Consider the following 18,337-nt stretch of genomic DNA (forward strand, 5'->3'; position numbering starts at 1 on the left):
CTTTTATTCTGCCAGAGCGGCCGCATGCGGGTTAATTAACCGTCACTAAGCCCATTTGCCTATGTCAGTTTGCCGGCCAGTGGGCTAGTATAAAGCAAACAAAAGCGCCGCCTGTCGACGCCGGATCACCGTCAATTTACAGATCAAAAGATACCTGATGAGCATTTCCGATAACCGTAGTCGTTCCGCAGCACTTACCTCCCGCTATGACCTGCCGAACCGCGCAGGGGATTTACGCCAGCTGGGTCAGCTGACCGGTTCGGCCTGCGCCGTTGAGTGCGCCGAAATCGCCGAACGCCACGACGGACCTATCATGCTGATCGCGCCGGATATGCAAAACGCCCTGCGTCTGCGCGATGAGATCCAGCAGTTTACCGATCAGATGGTCACCACGCTGTCGGACTGGGAAACGCTGCCTTACGACAGCTTCTCGCCGCATCAGGAGATTATCTCCGCCCGCCTCTCCAGCCTGTACCATCTGCCGACCATGGCGCGCGGCATTATTATTCTGCCGGTCAACACGCTGATGCAGCGCGTCTGCCCGCATGAGTTCCTGCACGGCCATGCGCTGGTGATGAATAAGGGTCAGCAGCTGTCGCGGGATAAACTGCGCGCCCAGCTGGAGCAGGCCGGCTACCGCAGCGTCGATCAGGTGATGGAGCACGGCGAGTTTGCTACCCGCGGCGCCCTGCTCGACCTCTACCCGATGGGCAGCGACGAACCGTACCGCATCGATTTCTTTGATGACGAAATCGACAGTCTGCGCATTTTCGACGTCGACACTCAGCGCACGCTGAGCGAGGTCGAGTCGATCAACCTGCTGCCGGCGCACGAATTCCCGACCGATAAAAACGCTATTGAACTGTTCCGCAGCCAGTGGCGTGAACAGTTTGAAGTACGCCGCGACGCCGAACATATTTACCAGCAGGTCAGCAAAAGCAGCTGGCCCGCCGGTATCGAATACTGGCAGCCGCTGTTCTTCAGCCAGCCGCTGCCGTCGCTGTTCAGCTATCTGCCGGCGAATACCCTGCTGGTTAATACCGGCAACCTGGAGAACGCTGCCGAGCGCTTCTGGCTGGATGTCAATCAGCGCTATGAGAGCCGCCGCGTCGACCCGATGCGCCCGCTGCTGGCGCCGGACACCCTGTGGCTGCGCGTCGACGCCCTGTTCGCCGAGCTGAAGGCCTGGCCGCGCGTGGCGCTGAAAACCGAGGCACTGCCGGTCAAAGCGGGCAACACCAATCTCGACTACCAAAGCCTGCCCGACCTGGCGGTACAGGCGCAGCAAAAAGCGCCGCTGGATAACCTGCGCCGCTTTATCGAAGGTTTTGACGGCAGCGTGATCTTCTCGGTGGAGAGCGAGGGCCGGCGTGAGACGCTGCAGGATCTGCTCGGCCGCATCAAGCTGGGCACCAGCCTGATTCAGCGGCTGGATCAGGCCGACGACAACGGCCGTTATATGATGGTCGGCGCCGCCGAACGCGGCTTCCTCGATGCGATGCGCCAGCGGGCGCTGATTTGCGAAAGCGACCTGCTGGGCGAACGCGTTAGCCGGCGTCGGCAGGATAATCGCCGCACCATCAATACCGATACCCTGATCCGCAACCTGGCGGAGCTGCATCCCGGCCAGCCGGTGGTGCATCTTGAGCACGGCGTCGGCCGCTATGTCGGCCTGACCACGCTGGAAGCCGGCGGCATCAAGGCAGAATACCTGATTTTGTCCTACGCCGGTGAGGACAAGCTGTACGTGCCGGTTTCCTCGCTGCATCTGATTAGCCGCTATGCCGGCGGCGCCGATGAAAATGCCCCGCTGCATAAACTCGGCGGTGACGCCTGGTCGCGGGCGCGGCAGAAAGCGGCAGAGAAAGTGCGCGACGTCGCCGCCGAACTGCTGGATATCTACGCACAGCGCGCGGCCAAAGCCGGTTTCGCCTTTAAACACGACCGCGAACAGTATCAGCTGTTCTGCCAGACGTTCCCGTTTGAAACCACGCCCGATCAGGAACAGGCGATCAATGCGGTGCTGAGCGATATGTGCCAGCCACTGGCGATGGACCGTCTGGTGTGCGGCGACGTGGGCTTCGGCAAAACCGAAGTGGCGATGCGCGCCGCTTTCCTGGCGGTGGAGAACGGCAAGCAGGTGGCGGTGCTGGTGCCCACCACCCTACTGGCGCAACAGCACTTCGACAACTTCCGCGACCGTTTCGCCACCTGGCCAATCCGTATTGAGATGATGTCGCGCTTCCGCAGTGCTAAAGAGCAACAGCAGGTGCTGGACGACGCGGCGGACGGCAAGGTCGATATCGTTATCGGCACCCACAAGCTGCTGCAGAGCGATCTGCGCTGGAAAGATTTGGGGCTGCTGATCGTCGACGAAGAACACCGCTTCGGCGTGCGCCACAAAGAGCGCATCAAGGCGATGCGCGCCGACGTAGATATTCTGACGCTGACCGCGACGCCGATCCCGCGTACGCTGAATATGGCAATGAGCGGCATGCGCGATCTGTCGATTATCGCCACTCCGCCGGCGCGCCGTCTGGCGGTAAAAACCTTTGTGCGCGAATACGACAGCCTGGTGGTGCGCGAAGCGATTCTGCGTGAGACGCTGCGCGGCGGCCAGGTCTACTACCTGTACAACGACGTGGAAAACATCGAGAAAGCAGCCGAACGGCTGGCGGAGCTGGTGCCGGAAGCGCGCATCGCCATTGGCCACGGCCAGATGCGCGAGCGCGATCTGGAGCGGGTGATGAATGACTTCCACCACCAGCGCTTTAACGTTCTGGTCTGCACCACCATTATTGAGACCGGCATCGATATTCCCAGCGCCAACACCATCATCATCGAACGGGCCGACCGCTTCGGTCTGGCACAGCTGCACCAGCTGCGCGGCCGCGTCGGTCGTTCGCACCATCAGGCTTACGCCTACCTGCTGACGCCGAATCCGAAAGCGATGAGCAGCGACGCCCATAAACGCCTGGAAGCCATCGCCACGCTGGAAGATCTGGGCGCCGGCTTCGCGCTGGCGACGCACGATCTGGAAATCCGCGGCGCCGGCGAACTGCTGGGAGAAGACCAGAGCGGGCAGATGACCACCATCGGCTTCTCGCTGTATATGGAGCTGCTGGAAAGCGCGGTGGATGCGCTGAAACAGGGACGGGAGCCGTCGCTGGAAGACCTGACCAGCAGCCAGACCGAGGTGGAACTGCGTATGCCGGCGCTGCTGCCGGACGATTTCATTCCGGACGTCAACACCCGTCTGTCGCTGTACAAACGCATCGCCAGCGCCAAGCATGACGGCGAGTTGGAAGAACTGAAGGTGGAACTGATCGACCGCTTCGGCAAACTGCCGGATGCCACGCGCAACCTGCTGCACAGCGCCGCGCTGCGTCAGCATGCGCAGACGCTGGGCATCAAGCGAATTGAGGTTAACGAACGCGGCGGCTTTGTCGAGTTCGGCGAAAAGAACCGCGTCGATCCCGGTTACCTGATCGGCCTGCTGCAGAGCCAGCCGCAGATCTACCGGCTGGACGGCCCCACCAAGCTGAAGTTTATGCTCGATCTGACCGACCGGGCCAAACGGCTGAAGTTTATCGAGGATCTGCTGAACGCCTGCCGCGAACATACGCTGGCGTAAAACAGCCGCAGCCCGCAGTGCGGGCAAACAAAAACCCGCAGCCGACGGTGACGTTGGCTGCGGGTTTTTTTTGACGCCGAAGTGGCGTCAAAGCATCAGGCCTGCGTGGTATCGGTGCGGTTCAGGATCAGCTGACCGCTCTTATCCAGCGGGATCTGAGTGCCCGGATCGTGATCCATGCGGATTTTGCCCTGCTGATCGCCGATCTTGTAGGTCACATCATAGCCCAGCAGCTTCTGCGATTTGTCGTACACCGTTTTGCAGCGCTGCTGCACGCGGGTGGTGGTGTCGTTGTTCTGCATCGACCCCTGGATCTGGTTGCCGGCATAGCCGCCCCCCAGCGCGCCGACCACCGTCGCCACATCGCGGCCGCGACCGCCGCCGAACTGGTGGCCGATAACCCCGCCGGCTACGGCGCCCAGCACGGAACCGGCAATGCGGTTCTCATCCTGTACCGGCGCACGGTGGGTGACCGTCACGTTGCGGCATTCACGCCGCGGCGTTTTGATGGTTTCATTAATCGGCTTGGCGTTGAGAACCTGCGCGTATTGTGGGCCGGAAGAAAATACATCCAGACTGGCAACGGCAGCAATACCCAGAGCAGCTGCGATACCGATACCTACACCGGCTAACATTGACTTGTTCACAGGAAATCCTCCTGAAATTGTTACCACGCATTTTGCTCCGGGTGTGTTACCAACGTTGCACCGCGCTTATTATTTTGCGCATTGGCGGCACGGGCCTCCCGGTTTACGGCGTGCGTGCTGCGCCGTCTGTAAACACGTCAAAGTCTGCACAATCCTTATTGTTGCTGCAATAAGACGAAGTAACCAAAGATGCGGGAAAATGTGTGATCGTGGCTCGTTTAGGAAGAATCCTAAGGTTGTGGCGGGAAACCGCCCGATTTTATGCTGCCTCTGTACCAGCATGGCAAACATCAGCCTGACGCGAAAATAAAAAAACCCACGCGGTCGCAACGGCGTGGGTTGGATAGCGCAATATGGTGAAATCAGTGCATTTTCAAACGCGGACGAATCACGCGGTTGATGCCGCCCACCAGCATCATCAGGCCGGTTTTGATATAACCGTGCAACGCCACCTGATGCATACGATACAGTGAGATATAAACAAAGCGCGCAATACGTCCTTCCACCATCATCGAACCGCGCATCAGGTTGCCCATCAGGCTGCCGACGGTGCTGAAGCGAGAGAGTGAAACCAGCGATCCGTGGTCTTTATAGACATAAGGCTTCAGCGTCTGCCCGTTAATCAGCGCCAGAATATTGCTGCCGCAGCGTGACGCCATCTGGTGCGCCGACTGGGCGCGCGGCGGCACGAAACCACCGCCTTCTTTCGGGCAGGAGGCGCAGTCGCCGATAGCAAAGATGTTCGGATCGCGCGTGGTCTGCAGCGTCGGCTCAACCACCAGCTGATTAATACGGTTGGTTTCCAGCCCGCCGATCTCTTTCATAAAGTCCGGCGCTTTAATGCCCGCCGCCCATACCATCAGATCGGCCTGAATAAATTCACCGTCTTTGGTATTGAGGCCGTTGTGCTCCGCGCTGGTCACCATGGTATTGGTCAGTACCCGCACGCCCAGCTTGTTCAGCTCCTGATGCGCGGCGGCGGAAATACGCGGCGGCAGCGCCGGCAGAATGCGCTCGCCGGCTTCCACCAGCGTCACGTTCAGCGCGCTGTTATCCAGCCCCTCAAAGCCGTAGCTGTGCAGCTGTTTCACCGCGTTGTGCAGCTCCGCCGACAGTTCAACCCCGGTGGCGCCGCCGCCGACGATGGCGATATTGACGCTCTCCTGCCGCCCCGGCTGCGCCGAGAACTTCAGGAACAGGTTGAGCATTTCGTTATGGAAGCGCCGCGCCTGGTGCGGGTTGTCCAGGAAGATGCAGTTATCCTTCACGCCCGGCGTGCCGAAATCATTCGAGGTACTGCCCAGGGCCATCACCAGGATGTCGTAAGACAGCTCACGTTCAGGCACCAGTTCGTCGCCCTGCTCATCACAAATTTGCGCCAGCTGGACGGTTTTGTTGTCCCGGTCAATATTGGTCAGCGAGCCAAGTTGGAAGCTGAAGTGGTGATTACGGGCGTGGGCCAGGTAGCTCAGCGCATCGACGCCGTCATCCAGAGAACCGGTCGCCACTTCGTGCAGCAACGGTTTCCACAGGTGGCTGTGGTTACGGTCGATCAGAGTAACCTCGGCCTTGTTTTTACGGCCGAGCTTATGCCCCAGGCTGGTCGCCAGCTCCAGGCCTCCGGCACCGCCGCCCACAATGACGATTTTCTTGATTGGCATTGTCAAAATAACCCTCTAAATGTGAACCATTTGTTATCCAAGGGTAAACAAATAATATCCTTAGAATACATGGGGTTCGCGTAAAATAAACCTGCAATCTGCGGCCAGAATAGCATGGGAGGTTATTTGGTCATACCATAATTGATGCATATCAAACTTTTTTGCTTAAAGGCTGGACGTGGAGCTTTTTTGACGATTGTGATTCAAATAGTTAGCGTCAGGTCACATTTTTTTGCGCCGCCGTTGGCCGCTGACATATTTGCCAGAGCAATAATAAAAGCCGCGCATTACCCTTCATTTGGATAATAATCGCGGCCGGGCAGTGCGTTATGGAACTGTTACGCGAGGGTCTTGAAGGCTTTGATGCGTTGCAGGTGCGGGGAGATGTTCTTGAACTTGTGCGTCTGCTGCTCGTCCCAGACGATTTCGTAGTATTTGTGCAGCAGATCGGCGCTGCGCTGGCTATCCAGCACCTCGTCATGGCGCGATAGCACCACCAGACAGCGATCGCGGTTCTTTTCACGAAAGTCCGCCACGCATTTGGTGGCGATATCCAGGTATTCTTCCGGTCGGTCGATTTTGCCGTGCATATGCTCTTGCGGAAACAGGTTCGGGTTGAACGCCACCTGACGGATGCCGCACAGAAAGCCGATGCGTTCCGCCCAGAATCCGCCCAGCCCGACGCCGCAGATCAGCGCCTGCCGGTCTCCTTCCTGCTGCACCGCCTTGTCGACCTCTTTCAGCAGATGCTGCATATCATGGCGCGGGTGCAGGGTGCTGTAACTGATAAAGCGTACGTCCGGATCGATAAACTGCAGCTGCAGCACCTTCTCATGATTGCCGGGACTGGTGGAATCAAAACCATGCAAATAGATAATCATGTGGATCCTCGCAATAAACGGAGGGCCAGGTCGGCCCTCGCCGGCAGCGCCGTATTACGACGCCCTTACGGGTTAACCTCGCCGCGCTGTTTGTAAGCTTCCCAGCGGTCGCTCAACGCGCTCAGCTGCTGATGCGCCTGCTTCCAGCGTTCGGAGTCGCGCAGCGTCTGACGGGTAAACTGTCCCTGATGATACAGCCGCTTGAGCTTATCAACTTTGACCGGGGACAGGTTATCCAGCACGCTGACCGCGCCGGCGCGGTTGTTGCACACCAGAATCATATCGCAGCCGGCATCCAGCGCCGCCTGGCCGCGTTCGGCATAGCTGCCCATGATCGCCGCGCCTTCCATCGACAGATCGTCAGAGAAGATAATGCCGTCAAAGCCCAGCTCCTGACGCAGGATTTGTTTCAGCCAGTACGGCGAACCGCTGGCCGGACGCGGATCGGCCTCAGTATAGATGACGTGGGCCGGCATCACCGCATCCAGCAGCCGTCGCTCAATCAGCGCGCGGAAAATCGACATGTCGTGATTGCGGATGGTCGCCAGCGGGCGCGGATCGCGCGGGGTTTCTTTGTGCGAGTCGGCGCTGACCGCGCCATGCCCCGGAAAATGCTTGCCGGTAGTGCGCATGCCGGCGCTGTGCATCCCCTGAATAAAGCGCTCCGCCATCGCCAACGCCTGCGTCGGATCCTGATGGAAAGAGCGCTCGCCAATCGCCGCACTGACGTGGCCGATATCCAACACCGGCGCAAAGCTGATATCGATATCCTGCGCGATCATCTCCGCCGCCATCAGCCAACCGGCTTCCTGCGCCAGCCGCCCCGCTTCCGCCGCGTTATTGAGGGCGGCAAAGGACTCCGCTGCCGGCAGAGGGGTAAAACCGTCGCGAAAACGCTGTACGCGACCGCCTTCCTGATCGACCGCCACCACCAGCCGATCGTGGGACGCCGCGCGGATTTGCCGCACCAGCTCGCGCAGCTGCTGCGCATCGTGGTAGTTGCGGGTAAACAGAATCAGGCCGCCCACCAGCGGATGCTGTAAAATTTCGCGCTCTTCGGCATCCAGCTCATAGCCGGCGACGTCTAACATTACTGGGCCCACGGCCACCTCACTTCATTAATTCATACAGAAACAGGGATCATAAACAAAAACGCTGGCGCAGCGCTGCGGCGCAACGCAAAAATTGCGCATCGCCGCTCTGCTGCCAGCGGACTTCAAACCACATCAGCATCAGGTAATCAACCCATGGCAGCCAGCGTTGCACCTGGCGACCCAGAGCCGTCAGGTCGTGATAGCCCTGGCGAGCGTACTGCTGCAAAAACTCACGCTGCGCGGCGGCGGACCACTGATTGAAACGGAACAGGGTCGCCAGTTCGAGCGCCACATCGCCGTCGCCGGCGTATTCCCAGTCAATCAGCCGCAGCCGCGTCTGCTGTTTTATTAAGTTTTCCGGGTGAATATCCATATGCAGCGGCGCCAGCTTCAGCGGCCGCGGCGGCTTCGCCTGCAAAAAATGGCGTTGCCAGCGCAGCCAGGCCGGAGTGATGCGTCGCCGGTCAAGCTGCTGCCAATAGCATTGGTATTGGGCCGGCAGGTTCAGCCGATAACCGCTGCGCGGCCGGCGATGCAGCGTGGCAATCAGCGCCGCCAGTTCGCCCCCTTGCCGATAATGCTCAAAACCGTCGCTAGTGACAACGTCACCAGCAAGCCATTCCACCACCAGCCAGCGCCGATCTTGCGCTAGCGGCTGTGGCCCCAACGCCCCGGCGCTACGCCGCAGCACGCGAGCTTCGCGCCGGCGGTTGACCCCCAGCACCGCTTTTTCCGCCCCCTGCTGACGCGCCAGCAGCACTGCGCCATCGGCGGTCTGGATGCGCCAGCTTTCACCGGTCAGGCCGGCTACCGGGCTGAAACGACTACCGGCGGTTTTCACCGCCGGCAGTTTGTGTTGCAAGAGTTGCTGCAGCTCGGCCTCAGCGTTTAACCGCGCCATTGCCCGACCAGATGATTTCGCCGGTCTGCACCAGCATCAGCTGCATATCCAATTGCGGTGACTTCACATCGCCGCTGGCGTCGCTGTACAGTACGTATTGCGCGTTGACAATACGCGCCAGGCCAATCGCCTTGCTGCGTGAACCCAGGCTGTCTTCCGCCGACAGCCCCAGCGTCTGCTTGGCGCTGGTCAGCTGCGCCTGCGGCACCACGGTAAAGGTCTGGTTGGCACCCAGCGCCTTGTGCAGCGCCGCGGTCGCCTTGCCGGTCTGCAAAGAACCGTTGGTATTATTTTTCACGCTATCGAGCAGCAGCACGCTGCCCGGCGTCACGCCATCGGCTTTCAGCATCTGCGCAATCAGCGGCTGTACGCTGCCCAGCCAGTTAAAACTCTGAATCTTCGGCGGCTGCGGCACCGGTTCCGAGGTTGGCGGCTCCGGCTGCTCCGGTACCGGCGTCGTCTCCTCCGGCGTCACCGGCGTGATCGTCGCCGGCGGTTCCGGCTGTTCAGGCGGACGCTGTGGACAACCGGTCAATACCAACGCGGCCGCTGCCACAAACAGATACTTTTTCATTATTTTCTCCAACTGGCCCGAGGATTATAAAAATAGATACAGGCGCGCGCGCTTGGCATCAAAGTTGCCATTAATCGAATAAACCTGCGCCGTCGCATTCGGCGCGATGGTAATGGCGCGCGGTTTTTCAAACGGACGAATATCCAGCCCCTGGTCGTCATACCAATAGAAACGGTAGCGCAGAGTGACCGAGGTCGGCTGCGTATTGCTGAGCACTGCGGTAGCGATCACCCTACCGGAGGCATCATTCACCACCGGCCTGTCGGCCAAAATGCCGGCGGTCAGCACCGATGGCTCCATCACCACCGTCTGTCGTTCATTAACCGCGATCCCCTGCGGGCTGCTGCAGCCCATCAGTATCGCGGCGGGCAGCGCCAGCGCCATTAGGCAACGCAGCGGTTTGTGATAGCGCATGGCGGCTTCCTCAATCAGTGTGACAGCATAGGGCCGAGGGCATGGCCGCCCACCAGGTGCATATGAATATGATAGACCTCCTGGCCGCCGTGGCTATTGCAGTTGACGATCAGGCGGTAGCCATCCTCGGCGATGCCTTCCTGCTCGGCAATTTTCGCCGCCACGGTCATCATCCGCCCCAGCGCCGCCTCATGCTCGCTGGTCACGTCGTTCACCGTCGGGATCAGCACGTTCGGCACGATCAGGATATGCGTCGGCGCTTTCGGCGCGATATCGCGGAAAGCGGTCACCAGATCATCCTGATACACCACATGGGCAGGGATTTCACGGCGGATAATTTTACTGAAAATCGTTTCTTCGGCCATCTGGAATTCCTTGTTAGCGTTAAAGAAAAAGGTATACGCAGTATGAGTGACAAATTCTACCGCTTTCAACCTGATTGCGCACTTTCTACATCGAGTGGCGCAGAATCAGACAATCCCGGCCCCGTGAGGTACTGGCACACCCTTTCTTTCTTTTAACGCCAGGCGCTAACCCCCTGCGCCGAAAAGTCGAGAGTAGGCATCATCGGCACCGCATTGTTATCACCATAGAAGAACGCCGAATTGGTGAAAGAATACACTCTACCGGTGAAGTTGATGCTTACCCGGTTTCCGTCGCCCTTCACCACCGCATCAGGACGATCGGCCGTCAAAAATGGCGCGCTCTGCTGCAGAATCGCCAGCGGCGCCTCACGAATGTCCCGGTTCAAATAGTAGCGGTAAACCTCGCGGTCAGTCGCCCCCGCCCGCTGATACTGGGTAATATAGAGCCACATTTCGTCCGTCAGCTGTTTTTTGCTATACAGGATGTCATCATACGATGCAGTCGTAACATAGAGATAACCGCCCAGCGCGGCGACCAGTATTAGCAAAACGACCGTCAGTAGCCGATGTCCCCATTTAATAACCATGCCGGTTTGCATAATTAATTCCTTGTTGAATCCAATACTGGTCCCATGGATCATCCCCACAAGCGGGATACGGAAAAAGGGGATAATATGCCTATTTTTCAAACAAATAAATAAGCCATCAAGTTAGGGATTCATGTTATATAAAAGGCTATTTTCCCTCTATCGCCAATTAATACCCATATAAACAAGCTATTTCTTATCCGTAATTAACTGCGGCGCATGGCTGCGCATCCAGTCGGCCAGCGAATCCAGCGTCGGGCGCAGCGTCTTGCCCAGCGGGGTAATCTGGTATTCCACCCGCGGCGGTACCTGCGGAAATATTTGCCGCGTCACCAGACCGCGTCGTTCGAACTGGCGCAACTGACGCGTCAGCTCCTTTTGTGCAATCGGCGCCACGGCGCGCTGCAGTTCACCAAAGCGCACCGGCGCATCCATCAGGATCAGGCGGTACAAAATCGGTATCGCCCACTTCCCGGACAACAAATTAACAAAATCCACCATCGGGCACGGCTGCCCCACCGCCGGCAACGCCGTCAAATTTTTTTCCTGCTCGCTATGCGCAGAATCCGTCATTTCATACCTCCCGGCCCCTTAGTATCCATTCGGTACCTACTATGCAAAGGATAGTTTTGCCGTAAATAATGCCAGCAAGCTCAGCAGGAGGAAACCGTAATGACACGATTAGCAGACAAATACGCGCTGATTACCGGCGCAACCAGCGGCATCGGGCTGGAAACCGCCCGTCAGTTTATTGCCGAAGGCGCCAACGTGGCGATAACCGGCCGTTCGTCACGCGGCCTGGAGGAAGCGCAACGGCAGTTGGGCGAAGCGATCGCGTTGCAAAATGACGCCGGGGATATTGCCCAACAGCGCCAGCTGGCGCAGCAGTTGGCACAGCGCTGGCCGCGTCTGGACGTGCTGTATATCAACGCCGGCGACGTCACCCACCAGCCGCTGGAGCGGTGGGATGAGCAGCGTTACGACCGCCTGATGCATACTAACCTCAAGGGGCCGTTTTTCCTGATCCAGGCGCTGCTGCCGCTGCTGGCCAACCCGGCGTCGATTATTCTGTGCGGTTCGGTCAGCGCCCATATCGGTCTGCCGCAGAGCAACGTCTACGCCGCCAGCAAAGCCGCCCTGCTGTCGCTGGCGCGCACCCTGTCCGGCGAGCTGCATACCCGCGGCATCCGCGTGAACAGCCTCAGCCCTGGCCCCACCGAGACGCCGGCCTTCGGCAAGCTGGGGCTGCAAGATAAAGATGAACAAATGCTGAAAGACGAGATCCGCGCGCTGGTGCCAATCGGCCGGATGGGCACCAGCTGGGAGTTAGCCAAAGGTGCGGTCTTCCTCGCCTCTGATGAGTCGGCGTTTATGGTAGGCACTGAACTACAGATGGACGGCGGCGTAGGCAATTTATAGCCGCAGCGGCAGTCACCTCCGTCCGCCCTCTGAGTGTACAACGTCACCGTTGCGTCGTTAATTGTTATGTTATATTGTAACTTTTCATTTTTTATATCGCTGGGAGATATACGGTGACGATTCATTTTGGCAAGTTGGCGCTCGCGCTGGGAACGCTGCTTATCAGCAGCCAGGCACTGGCGCATGCCCATCATTCACACGGTAAGCCGATGACGGACGTCGAGCTGAAGGCCGCCGCAGGCGTTTTTGACGATAAGCAGGTGCAGGACAGAACGCTAAGCGATTGGGATGGCGTCTGGCAGTCGGTGTACCCTTATCTGCTAAACGGCGATCTCGACCCGGTATTTAAAAAGAAAGCGGAAAAGGACAAGAGCAAAACCTTCGCCGAGGTGAAAGCCTATTATCGCCAAGGGTACGCCACAGATGTGGACACCATAGGCATTGAAAACGGCGTGATGGAATTTCACCGCGGCGATAAAGTCAGCAGCTGCAAATACGATTATGCCGGCCATAAAATCCTGACCTATACGTCAGGCAAGAAAGGCGTGCGCTACCTGTTCGAATGCCAGGATGCCGGCAGCCAGGCGCCTAAATACGTGCAGTTCAGCGACCATACTATCGGCCCGCGCAAATCGGCCCACTACCATATCTTTATGGGAAATACCTCTCAGGAGGCGCTGCTGAAGGAGATGGATAACTGGCCGACCTATTACCCGTACCAACTGGAAGGGAAGCAGGTGGTGGACGAAATGCTGCATCACTGAAGGCTAAGGCCGGTTCGGCCCGCCGCCGCACCGGCCATTAATGCATGTGCTTAGCTTTCCCTTGTGCTTCTCCCTATTTCTCCATCTTATCTGCCGTGATTTAAAAGCTTTCAGAATATATAGCCCATAAAAAAGGGAGGCTTTCGCCTCCCTCCGTTGATGCCTGTCTGAATCAGTGATTACGGATATATTCATCCATATCGGTTTTCAGGTTATCGGACTTGGTGCCGAAGATGGCCTGAACGCCGGAACCGGCAACCACCACGCCGGCGGCGCCCAGTTTCTTCAGACCGGCCTGGTCAACCTTGGACACGTCGGCCACGCTGACGCGCAGACGGGTGATACAGGCATCCAGGTTGGTGATGTTGTCTTTGCCGCCGAATGCCTGCACCAGCGCAGCGGACATTTCCGTGCCGCCCTGTGCACTTTGGTCAGCAGAGCTGTCTTCACGACCCGGGGTTTTCAGATCCAGCTTGGCAATCAGCACGCGGAAGATGGTGTAGTACACCAGACCGTAAACGATGCCGACGATCGGGAACAACCAGATTTTGCTGCTGTTGCCGCTCAGTACGATAAAGTCGATCAGACCGTGTGAGAAGCTGGTGCCGTCGCGCATGCCGAGCAGAATACAGATCGGGAACGCCAGGCCGGCCAGAATCGCGTGAATCGCATACAGCACCGGCGCCACGAACATGAAGGAGAATTCGATCGGTTCGGTAATCCCGGTCAGGAACGAGGTCAGCGCTGCGGAGATCATGATGCCGCCCACTTTCGCGCGGTTTTCAGGCTTCGCCGAGTGCCAGATGGCGATAGCCGCCGCCGGCAGACCGTACATTTTGAACAGGAAGCCGCCGGACAGTTTACCAGCGGTCGGATCGCCCGCCATATAGCGTGGAATATCGCCGTGGAACACCTGGCCCGCCGCGTTGGTGAACTCGCCGATTTGCATCTGGAACGGCACGTTCCAGATATGGTGCAGACCAAACGGCACCAGAGAACGCTCAACAACCCCGTAAATGCCGAACGCCACTACCGGGTTTTGATAGGCCGCCCACTGCGAGAAGGTCTGAATGGCGCTGCCGACTGGCGGCCAAATGAAGGAGAGCAGCACACCCAGCACGATCGCCGCCAGGCCGGAGATAATCGGCACAAAGCGTTTACCGGCAAAGAAGCCGAGGTATTCCGGCAACTGGATACGGAAGAAGCGGTTAAACATATAGGCCGCAATGGAGCCGGAGATAATCCCCCCGAGCACGCCGGTATCCGCCAGGTGCTTGGCGGCAATCTCTTCGGCCGGCAGATGCAGCACCAGCGGCGCCACCACCGCCATGGTTTTCACCATGATGCCGTAAGCCACTACCGCCGCCAGCGCGGAAACGCCGTCGTTATTGGTGAAGCCCAGCGCAACGCCGATGGCGAAGATCAACGGCATATTGGCGAACACGGAACCGCCCGCCTCCGCCATCACATGCGAGACGACCGCGGGCAGCCAGCTAAAGTTGGCTGAACCGACGCCCAGCAGGATACCTGCAATAGGCAGTACGGATACCGGCAGCATCAGCGATTTACCTACTTTTTGCAGGTTTGCGAATGCATTTTTGAACATAGTTGAGTGTGCTCCTGAGTAATAGGCTTAGCGACTTCTTGTTGCGCGATTTTCGCGCTGCAGAGGAGGAAGGAAACCCTCTACAATTCAGGGTGTCTGAGCACCCCTTGAATTTTTACGCAGAGTAAAATAAATACCTCGGACATTGTTTGATGGCAGTCACGTTTCAATCAATAACCCCTGTACTATTTCTGAAATTGGCGGTTTTTTGTAAAAAAAGGTGAATACACATCCGTTACCGGGCCGAACGGGGGAAGAACCTTACCCGTTCAGCCGATTAATTACGAGAGTTAAAATAATTTCCGCGCATCGCGGCGGCAACCTAAGCCTAGGTCATGAATCAGAGTTTGATGTGAAATAAGCGAGAAAAATTAGCAGTGGTGGCGGCGGCCAGCTCTTCCAGGCTTACGCCTTTCAGAACCGCCATATATTCAGCCACGTCGCGTACGTAGGCCGGTTGGTTTTCTTTGCCGCGATGCGGTACCGGAGCCAGATAAGGCGAGTCGGTTTCCACCAGCATGCGGTCCAGCGGCACATAGCGCGCCACATCGCGCAGCTGCTCGGCATTACGGAAGGTGACAATGCCGGAGAAGGAGATATAGAAGCCCAGATCCAGCAACACTTCGGCGGTCGCCCGGTCTTCCGTAAAGCAGTGCAGCACGCCGCCACACTCCTGCACCTGCTCTTCACGCAGAATCGCCAGCGTGTCTTCCCGCGCATCGCGGGTATGCACAATCACCGGCTTGTTCAGATCGCGGCCAATGCGGATATGCTGACGAAACGACTCCTGCTGCAGCGCCCAGTTATCCTTCTGGTAGAAATAGTCCAGCCCGGTCTCCCCCAGCGCCACCACCTGCTCCGCCGCCGCCAGCTGGCGCAGCTCGGCGTAGTCATAGCCCCCTTCCAGGTTTAACGGGTGCACGCCGCAGGAGAACGCCACGTCAGGGCGCTCGCCAATCAGTGCCGTCATCGAGCGGTAACCCGGCAAGGTGGTGGCGACCGCCAACACATAGCCCACGTCGCGCGCTTTGGCCTTCGCCAGCGCGTCGTCCACGTTTTGGTGCAGCGCCTGATAGTCCAGGCTGTCGAGGTGGCAGTGAGAATCGACTAACAACATAATTTTTAACTCTTTACAGCGAATGAGGATGAGTATAGCCGCTGGCTGTGAACATCTGTTCCCAGCCCAGCAGGCGTTCGGTCAGCAGCAGTTCACGGTTAACGCCCACCACGCTGAGTAATTGATGCCGGCAGTGCAGCCACTGCTGCACGCTATGCTGCAGCGAGCTGCTGCTTAACCGCGCCGCCAACAGCTGCACCAGCTGCTGTTGATCCTGATTGAGCACAAACGCCGCAGCGCCCTGCTGCCACTTCATAGCGTCCATCAACAGCGCACATAACCAGTGCAGCCGCTCGGCGGCTTCATCGTGGTTCAGCTGCGGCAACAGCTGCAGCATATCCTGCGACTGCAGCGCATTGCCAAGCGCCGTACACAGCGCGCTGCGCTGCTGCCAGCGTTCCGGCTGCAGCAGGCGTTCGGCGGCCAGCGGCGCGCCGTCATGCAGGCGCAGCGCCGTCAGACGGTCGGCCTGAGTGCCGGCAATGCCCTGCCGCTCCAGCCATTGCAGGCTCAGCGCTTCATCAGGGCTGGACAGGTGCCAGTACAGACAGCGGCTGCGCAGCGTTGCCAGCAGGTTGGACGGCTCGCGGCAGCTCAACAGAAAATAGGTGTGCGCCGGCGGCTCTTCCAGCGTTTTGAGCAACGCATTGGCCGCCGCCTCAGTCAGCTGTTCCGCCTGCGGCAACCACACAACTTTGGCGCCGCCCTGCTGCGCATGGGCATACAGGGTTTCACTCAGTTGACGCACCGGTTCGATACCCAGGCTGCTTTTCCCTTTTTCCGCCGCCAACACGTGATAATCCGGATGGCTGCCCGCCATCATCAGGCGGCAGCTGTGACACTCTCCGCAGCTTTTTTCTCCGTTGCGGCGCTGGCAAATCAGCCAGCGGCTAATACCGTAAACCAGCGCGTCGTCGCCGTTGCCGGCCGCCGCGTGCAGCAGCAGCGCATGGTGGCCGCGCCCGCCGGCATATTGCCCGACGAGTTGCCGATAGGGCGTATTCAGCCACGGATACCAATTCATCAGGCCGTTTCCTGTTGCTGCAGCCACACGCTGACGCATTGACGAATGTCGGCGGTGACCTGTTCCAGCGTCTGCGCCGCATTCACGGTGACGATCGAATCATCCGCCGCGGCCAGCTGCAGATAGCGCTCGCGCGTGCGTTCAAAGAACGGCAGCGCCTCCTGTTCAATGCGGTCCAGCGCGCCGCGCGCCTGCGCGCGCTGCAGCCCGACCAGCGGCGGCAGGTCGAGATACAGGGTTAAATCGGGACGAAAATCACCCAGCACGGTATCCCGCAGCGACGCCATCAGTTGCGGATCGACGCCGCGGCCGCCGCCCTGATAGGCCTGTGACGACAGGTCGTGGCGATCGCCCACCACCCAGGCGCCGCGCGCCAGAGCCGGTTTAATCACCGTTTCTACCAGCTGCACCCGTGCCGCATATAACATCAGCACTTCCGCCTTGATGGTGGGCAGTTCGCCTTCATAGCCACGCTTAAACAGGTCGCGCAGTTTTTCCGCCAGCGGCGTACCGCCCGGCTCACGGGTAAAGACCATGTCGTCGATACCGTGCTCGCGCAAGACGCTGACCACCGTATCGCGCGCGGTGGTTTTCCCTGCGCCTTCCAGCCCCTCAATGACCACGAATTTACTTTTCATTCTTTTCCTTCACTAGCTGGCGATAAATCCGCACCGCCTTATTATGGCTGGCCAGATTGGTGGTAAAGGTGTGCCCACCCTTGCCGTCAGCAACAAAATAGAGATACGGCGTTTTTTCCGGCTGCGCCGCCGCCGTCAGCGATGCCTGGCTCGGCATGGCGATCGGCGTCGGCGGCAGTCCGCTGATCGTATAGGTGTTATAGGCCGTCGGCGTATCCAGATCCTTACGGGTAATGGTGCCAGTATAGCGCGCGCCCATGCCGTAGATCACCGTCGGATCGGTCTGCAGCCGCATGCCGATGCGCAGGCGGTTGACAAATACCGACGCCACTTTGCCGCGCTCCGCCGCCACGGCGGTCTCTTTCTCGATGATGGAGGCCATGGTCAGCAGCTGCTCCGGCGTTTTATACGGCAGCGCCTTGTCACGTTTCTGCCAGGCGTCGCCCAGCGCTTTTTCCATCCGCGCATGGGCTCGCTTCAGCAGAGCGATATCGCTCATGCCGGCGGTATAGGAATAGGTATCCGGGTACAGGCGCCCTTCCGGGTGCGTACCTTCCGGCATGCCCAGCGCAGCGGCGATTTCCGCCTCGCTTTTACCGGCCAGCGTATGCTTCAGGTATTTTGCCTGCTGCAGAATGCTCATCCAGTCGCTCAGACGCGATCCTTCGATAAAACGCGCGTTGAACTGTGCTTCTTTACCGCTGGCCAGCAACTCCAGCATCTGGCGTACCGTCATCCCCGGGGTGAAACGATAGGTACCGGCTTTAAACTCCGCCAGTTTCGGCTCAATCTTCAGCAACCACGGGAACCATTTGCCGCTGCGGATCAGTTTGTCGCGCACCAGCAGCCCTTCCAGCGCCACCCGCCCGGTGCCCGCCGGCAGTTTAAAGATAGTCTCCTGCTTAATCGCCAGCGGCGTATCGGCAAAGCGTTCAACCTTCTGATAGCCCCAGAACAGCAGGGCCAAAATCACAACGACGAGCAGTGCAACAAACTTTACTTTCTTCATTA

Annotated in this window: 18 protein-coding genes; 3 read left to right on the top strand and 15 right to left on the bottom strand. The window is 58.8% G+C overall.

The genetic code is table 11. The annotated features are described in order from the left end of the window. Positions 1 to 157: 157 nt before the first annotated feature. Positions 158 to 3,634: a transcription-repair coupling factor gene (gene mfd, locus FO014_RS00620; RefSeq protein ID WP_160027026.1), complete on the top strand. Its 3,477-nt coding sequence runs from the start codon at positions 158 to 160 to the stop codon at positions 3,632 to 3,634. Between the two features lie 95 nt (positions 3,635 to 3,729). Here the strand turns inward: mfd and FO014_RS00625 are convergent, their stop codons facing one another. The 10 genes from FO014_RS00625 to FO014_RS00670 form a co-directional block, all read right to left on the bottom strand. Then, entirely contained in the window at positions 3,730 to 4,281 is a 552-nt protein-coding gene (locus FO014_RS00625) for a glycine zipper 2TM domain-containing protein (protein ID WP_201282900.1), read from the bottom strand. Between the two features lie 362 nt (positions 4,282 to 4,643). Beyond that, entirely contained in the window at positions 4,644 to 5,948 is a 1,305-nt protein-coding gene (locus FO014_RS00630) for an NAD(P)/FAD-dependent oxidoreductase (RefSeq protein ID WP_160027028.1), read from the bottom strand. 332 nt (positions 5,949 to 6,280) lie between these two features. Beyond that, positions 6,281 to 6,823 (bottom strand): alpha/beta hydrolase YcfP, encoded by a 543-nt coding sequence (ycfP, locus tag FO014_RS00635; RefSeq protein ID WP_105230750.1) that lies wholly within the window; start codon positions 6,821 to 6,823, stop codon positions 6,281 to 6,283. Positions 6,824 to 6,888: 65 nt separating this feature from the next. Beyond that, positions 6,889 to 7,914 carry a beta-N-acetylhexosaminidase gene (gene nagZ, locus FO014_RS00640; RefSeq protein WP_160027030.1) on the bottom strand — a complete coding sequence of 342 codons (1,026 nt, stop codon included), beginning with the start codon at positions 7,912 to 7,914 and terminating at the stop codon, positions 6,889 to 6,891. Positions 7,915 to 7,963: 49 nt separating this feature from the next. Continuing rightward, positions 7,964 to 8,818 carry a thiamine kinase gene (gene thiK / locus FO014_RS00645; protein WP_160027032.1) on the bottom strand — a complete coding sequence of 285 codons (855 nt, stop codon included), beginning with the start codon at positions 8,816 to 8,818 and terminating at the stop codon, positions 7,964 to 7,966. Then, a complete protein-coding gene (lpoB, locus tag FO014_RS00650) occupies positions 8,799 to 9,392 on the bottom strand; it encodes a penicillin-binding protein activator LpoB (protein ID WP_105230747.1) in 594 nt (197 codons plus the stop codon). The genes thiK and lpoB overlap by 20 nt, the downstream gene beginning before the upstream one ends. Before the next feature lie 24 nt (positions 9,393 to 9,416). Then, positions 9,417 to 9,806 (bottom strand): YcfL family putative periplasmic lipoprotein, encoded by a 390-nt coding sequence (locus FO014_RS00655; RefSeq protein ID WP_105230746.1) that lies wholly within the window; start codon positions 9,804 to 9,806, stop codon positions 9,417 to 9,419. A gap of 14 nt (positions 9,807 to 9,820) precedes the next feature. Beyond that, a complete protein-coding gene (gene hinT / locus FO014_RS00660) occupies positions 9,821 to 10,171 on the bottom strand; it encodes a purine nucleoside phosphoramidase (protein ID WP_160027034.1) in 351 nt (116 codons plus the stop codon). Positions 10,172 to 10,323: 152 nt separating this feature from the next. After that, positions 10,324 to 10,770: a hypothetical protein gene (locus FO014_RS00665; RefSeq protein ID WP_160027036.1), complete on the bottom strand. Its 447-nt coding sequence runs from the start codon at positions 10,768 to 10,770 to the stop codon at positions 10,324 to 10,326. Positions 10,771 to 10,947: 177 nt separating this feature from the next. After that, positions 10,948 to 11,331: a winged helix-turn-helix transcriptional regulator gene (locus tag FO014_RS00670; protein ID WP_160027037.1), complete on the bottom strand. Its 384-nt coding sequence runs from the start codon at positions 11,329 to 11,331 to the stop codon at positions 10,948 to 10,950. A gap of 99 nt (positions 11,332 to 11,430) precedes the next feature. Between FO014_RS00670 and FO014_RS00675 the strand changes: the two genes are divergently transcribed. Next, positions 11,431 to 12,177, top strand: coding sequence for an SDR family oxidoreductase (locus tag FO014_RS00675; protein WP_160027038.1), 747 nt, complete (start codon positions 11,431 to 11,433; stop codon positions 12,175 to 12,177). 113 nt (positions 12,178 to 12,290) lie between these two features. Beyond that, complete coding sequence (zinT, locus tag FO014_RS00680; RefSeq protein ID WP_105230742.1) at positions 12,291 to 12,941, top strand: metal-binding protein ZinT; 651 nt, start codon at positions 12,291 to 12,293, stop codon at positions 12,939 to 12,941. 172 nt (positions 12,942 to 13,113) lie between these two features. On the opposite strand, the gene ptsG is transcribed toward zinT, so the two are convergent. The 5 genes from ptsG to mltG all read right to left on the bottom strand — a co-directional run bounded on the left by ptsG (position 13,114) and on the right by mltG (position 18,335). Continuing rightward, on the bottom strand, positions 13,114 to 14,547 hold the full coding sequence (ptsG, locus tag FO014_RS00685) for a PTS glucose transporter subunit IIBC (RefSeq protein WP_160027039.1): 1,434 nt from the start codon (positions 14,545 to 14,547) through the stop codon (positions 13,114 to 13,116). A gap of 340 nt (positions 14,548 to 14,887) precedes the next feature. Then, entirely contained in the window at positions 14,888 to 15,664 is a 777-nt protein-coding gene (locus FO014_RS00690; RefSeq protein ID WP_160027040.1) for a metal-dependent hydrolase, read from the bottom strand. Between the two features lie 13 nt (positions 15,665 to 15,677). After that, entirely contained in the window at positions 15,678 to 16,688 is a 1,011-nt protein-coding gene (gene holB, locus FO014_RS00695) for a DNA polymerase III subunit delta' (RefSeq protein ID WP_160027041.1), read from the bottom strand. Next, positions 16,688 to 17,326 (bottom strand): dTMP kinase, encoded by a 639-nt coding sequence (gene tmk, locus FO014_RS00700; protein ID WP_105230736.1) that lies wholly within the window; start codon positions 17,324 to 17,326, stop codon positions 16,688 to 16,690. Before tmk ends, holB begins: the two co-directional genes overlap by 1 nt. Further along, entirely contained in the window at positions 17,316 to 18,335 is a 1,020-nt protein-coding gene (gene mltG / locus FO014_RS00705) for an endolytic transglycosylase MltG (RefSeq protein WP_160027042.1), read from the bottom strand. The genes tmk and mltG overlap by 11 nt, the downstream gene beginning before the upstream one ends. Positions 18,336 to 18,337: the final 2 nt, after the last annotated feature.

Origin of the sequence: Serratia rhizosphaerae (assembly GCF_009817885.1) — a bacterium.
GTDB classification, from domain to species: domain Bacteria; phylum Pseudomonadota; class Gammaproteobacteria; order Enterobacterales; family Enterobacteriaceae; genus Serratia_B; species Serratia_B rhizosphaerae.

What these genes read in the sequence shown, in the direction of transcription:
- FO014_RS00670 (WP_160027037.1), bottom strand. Translation starts at nt 11,331, where the DNA reads ATGACGGATTCTGCGCATAGCGAGCAGGAAAAAAATTTGACGGCGTTG.
- hinT (WP_160027034.1), bottom strand. Translation starts at nt 10,171, where the DNA reads ATGGCCGAAGAAACGATTTTCAGTAAAATTATCCGCCGTGAAATCCCT.
- mltG (WP_160027042.1), bottom strand. Translation starts at nt 18,335, where the DNA reads ATGAAGAAAGTAAAGTTTGTTGCACTGCTCGTCGTTGTGATTTTGGCC.
- mfd (WP_160027026.1), top strand. Translation starts at nt 158, where the DNA reads ATGAGCATTTCCGATAACCGTAGTCGTTCCGCAGCACTTACCTCCCGC.
- FO014_RS00665 (WP_160027036.1), bottom strand. Translation starts at nt 10,770, where the DNA reads ATGCAAACCGGCATGGTTATTAAATGGGGACATCGGCTACTGACGGTC.
- FO014_RS00655 (WP_105230746.1), bottom strand. Translation starts at nt 9,806, where the DNA reads ATGCGCTATCACAAACCGCTGCGTTGCCTAATGGCGCTGGCGCTGCCC.
- thiK (WP_160027032.1), bottom strand. Translation starts at nt 8,818, where the DNA reads ATGGCGCGGTTAAACGCTGAGGCCGAGCTGCAGCAACTCTTGCAACAC.
- FO014_RS00690 (WP_160027040.1), bottom strand. Translation starts at nt 15,664, where the DNA reads ATGTTGTTAGTCGATTCTCACTGCCACCTCGACAGCCTGGACTATCAG.
- ycfP (WP_105230750.1), bottom strand. Translation starts at nt 6,823, where the DNA reads ATGATTATCTATTTGCATGGTTTTGATTCCACCAGTCCCGGCAATCAT.
- FO014_RS00675 (WP_160027038.1), top strand. Translation starts at nt 11,431, where the DNA reads ATGACACGATTAGCAGACAAATACGCGCTGATTACCGGCGCAACCAGC.
- lpoB (WP_105230747.1), bottom strand. Translation starts at nt 9,392, where the DNA reads ATGAAAAAGTATCTGTTTGTGGCAGCGGCCGCGTTGGTATTGACCGGT.
- tmk (WP_105230736.1), bottom strand. Translation starts at nt 17,326, where the DNA reads ATGAAAAGTAAATTCGTGGTCATTGAGGGGCTGGAAGGCGCAGGGAAA.
- nagZ (WP_160027030.1), bottom strand. Translation starts at nt 7,914, where the DNA reads ATGTTAGACGTCGCCGGCTATGAGCTGGATGCCGAAGAGCGCGAAATT.
- holB (WP_160027041.1), bottom strand. Translation starts at nt 16,688, where the DNA reads ATGAATTGGTATCCGTGGCTGAATACGCCCTATCGGCAACTCGTCGGG.
- ptsG (WP_160027039.1), bottom strand. Translation starts at nt 14,547, where the DNA reads ATGTTCAAAAATGCATTCGCAAACCTGCAAAAAGTAGGTAAATCGCTG.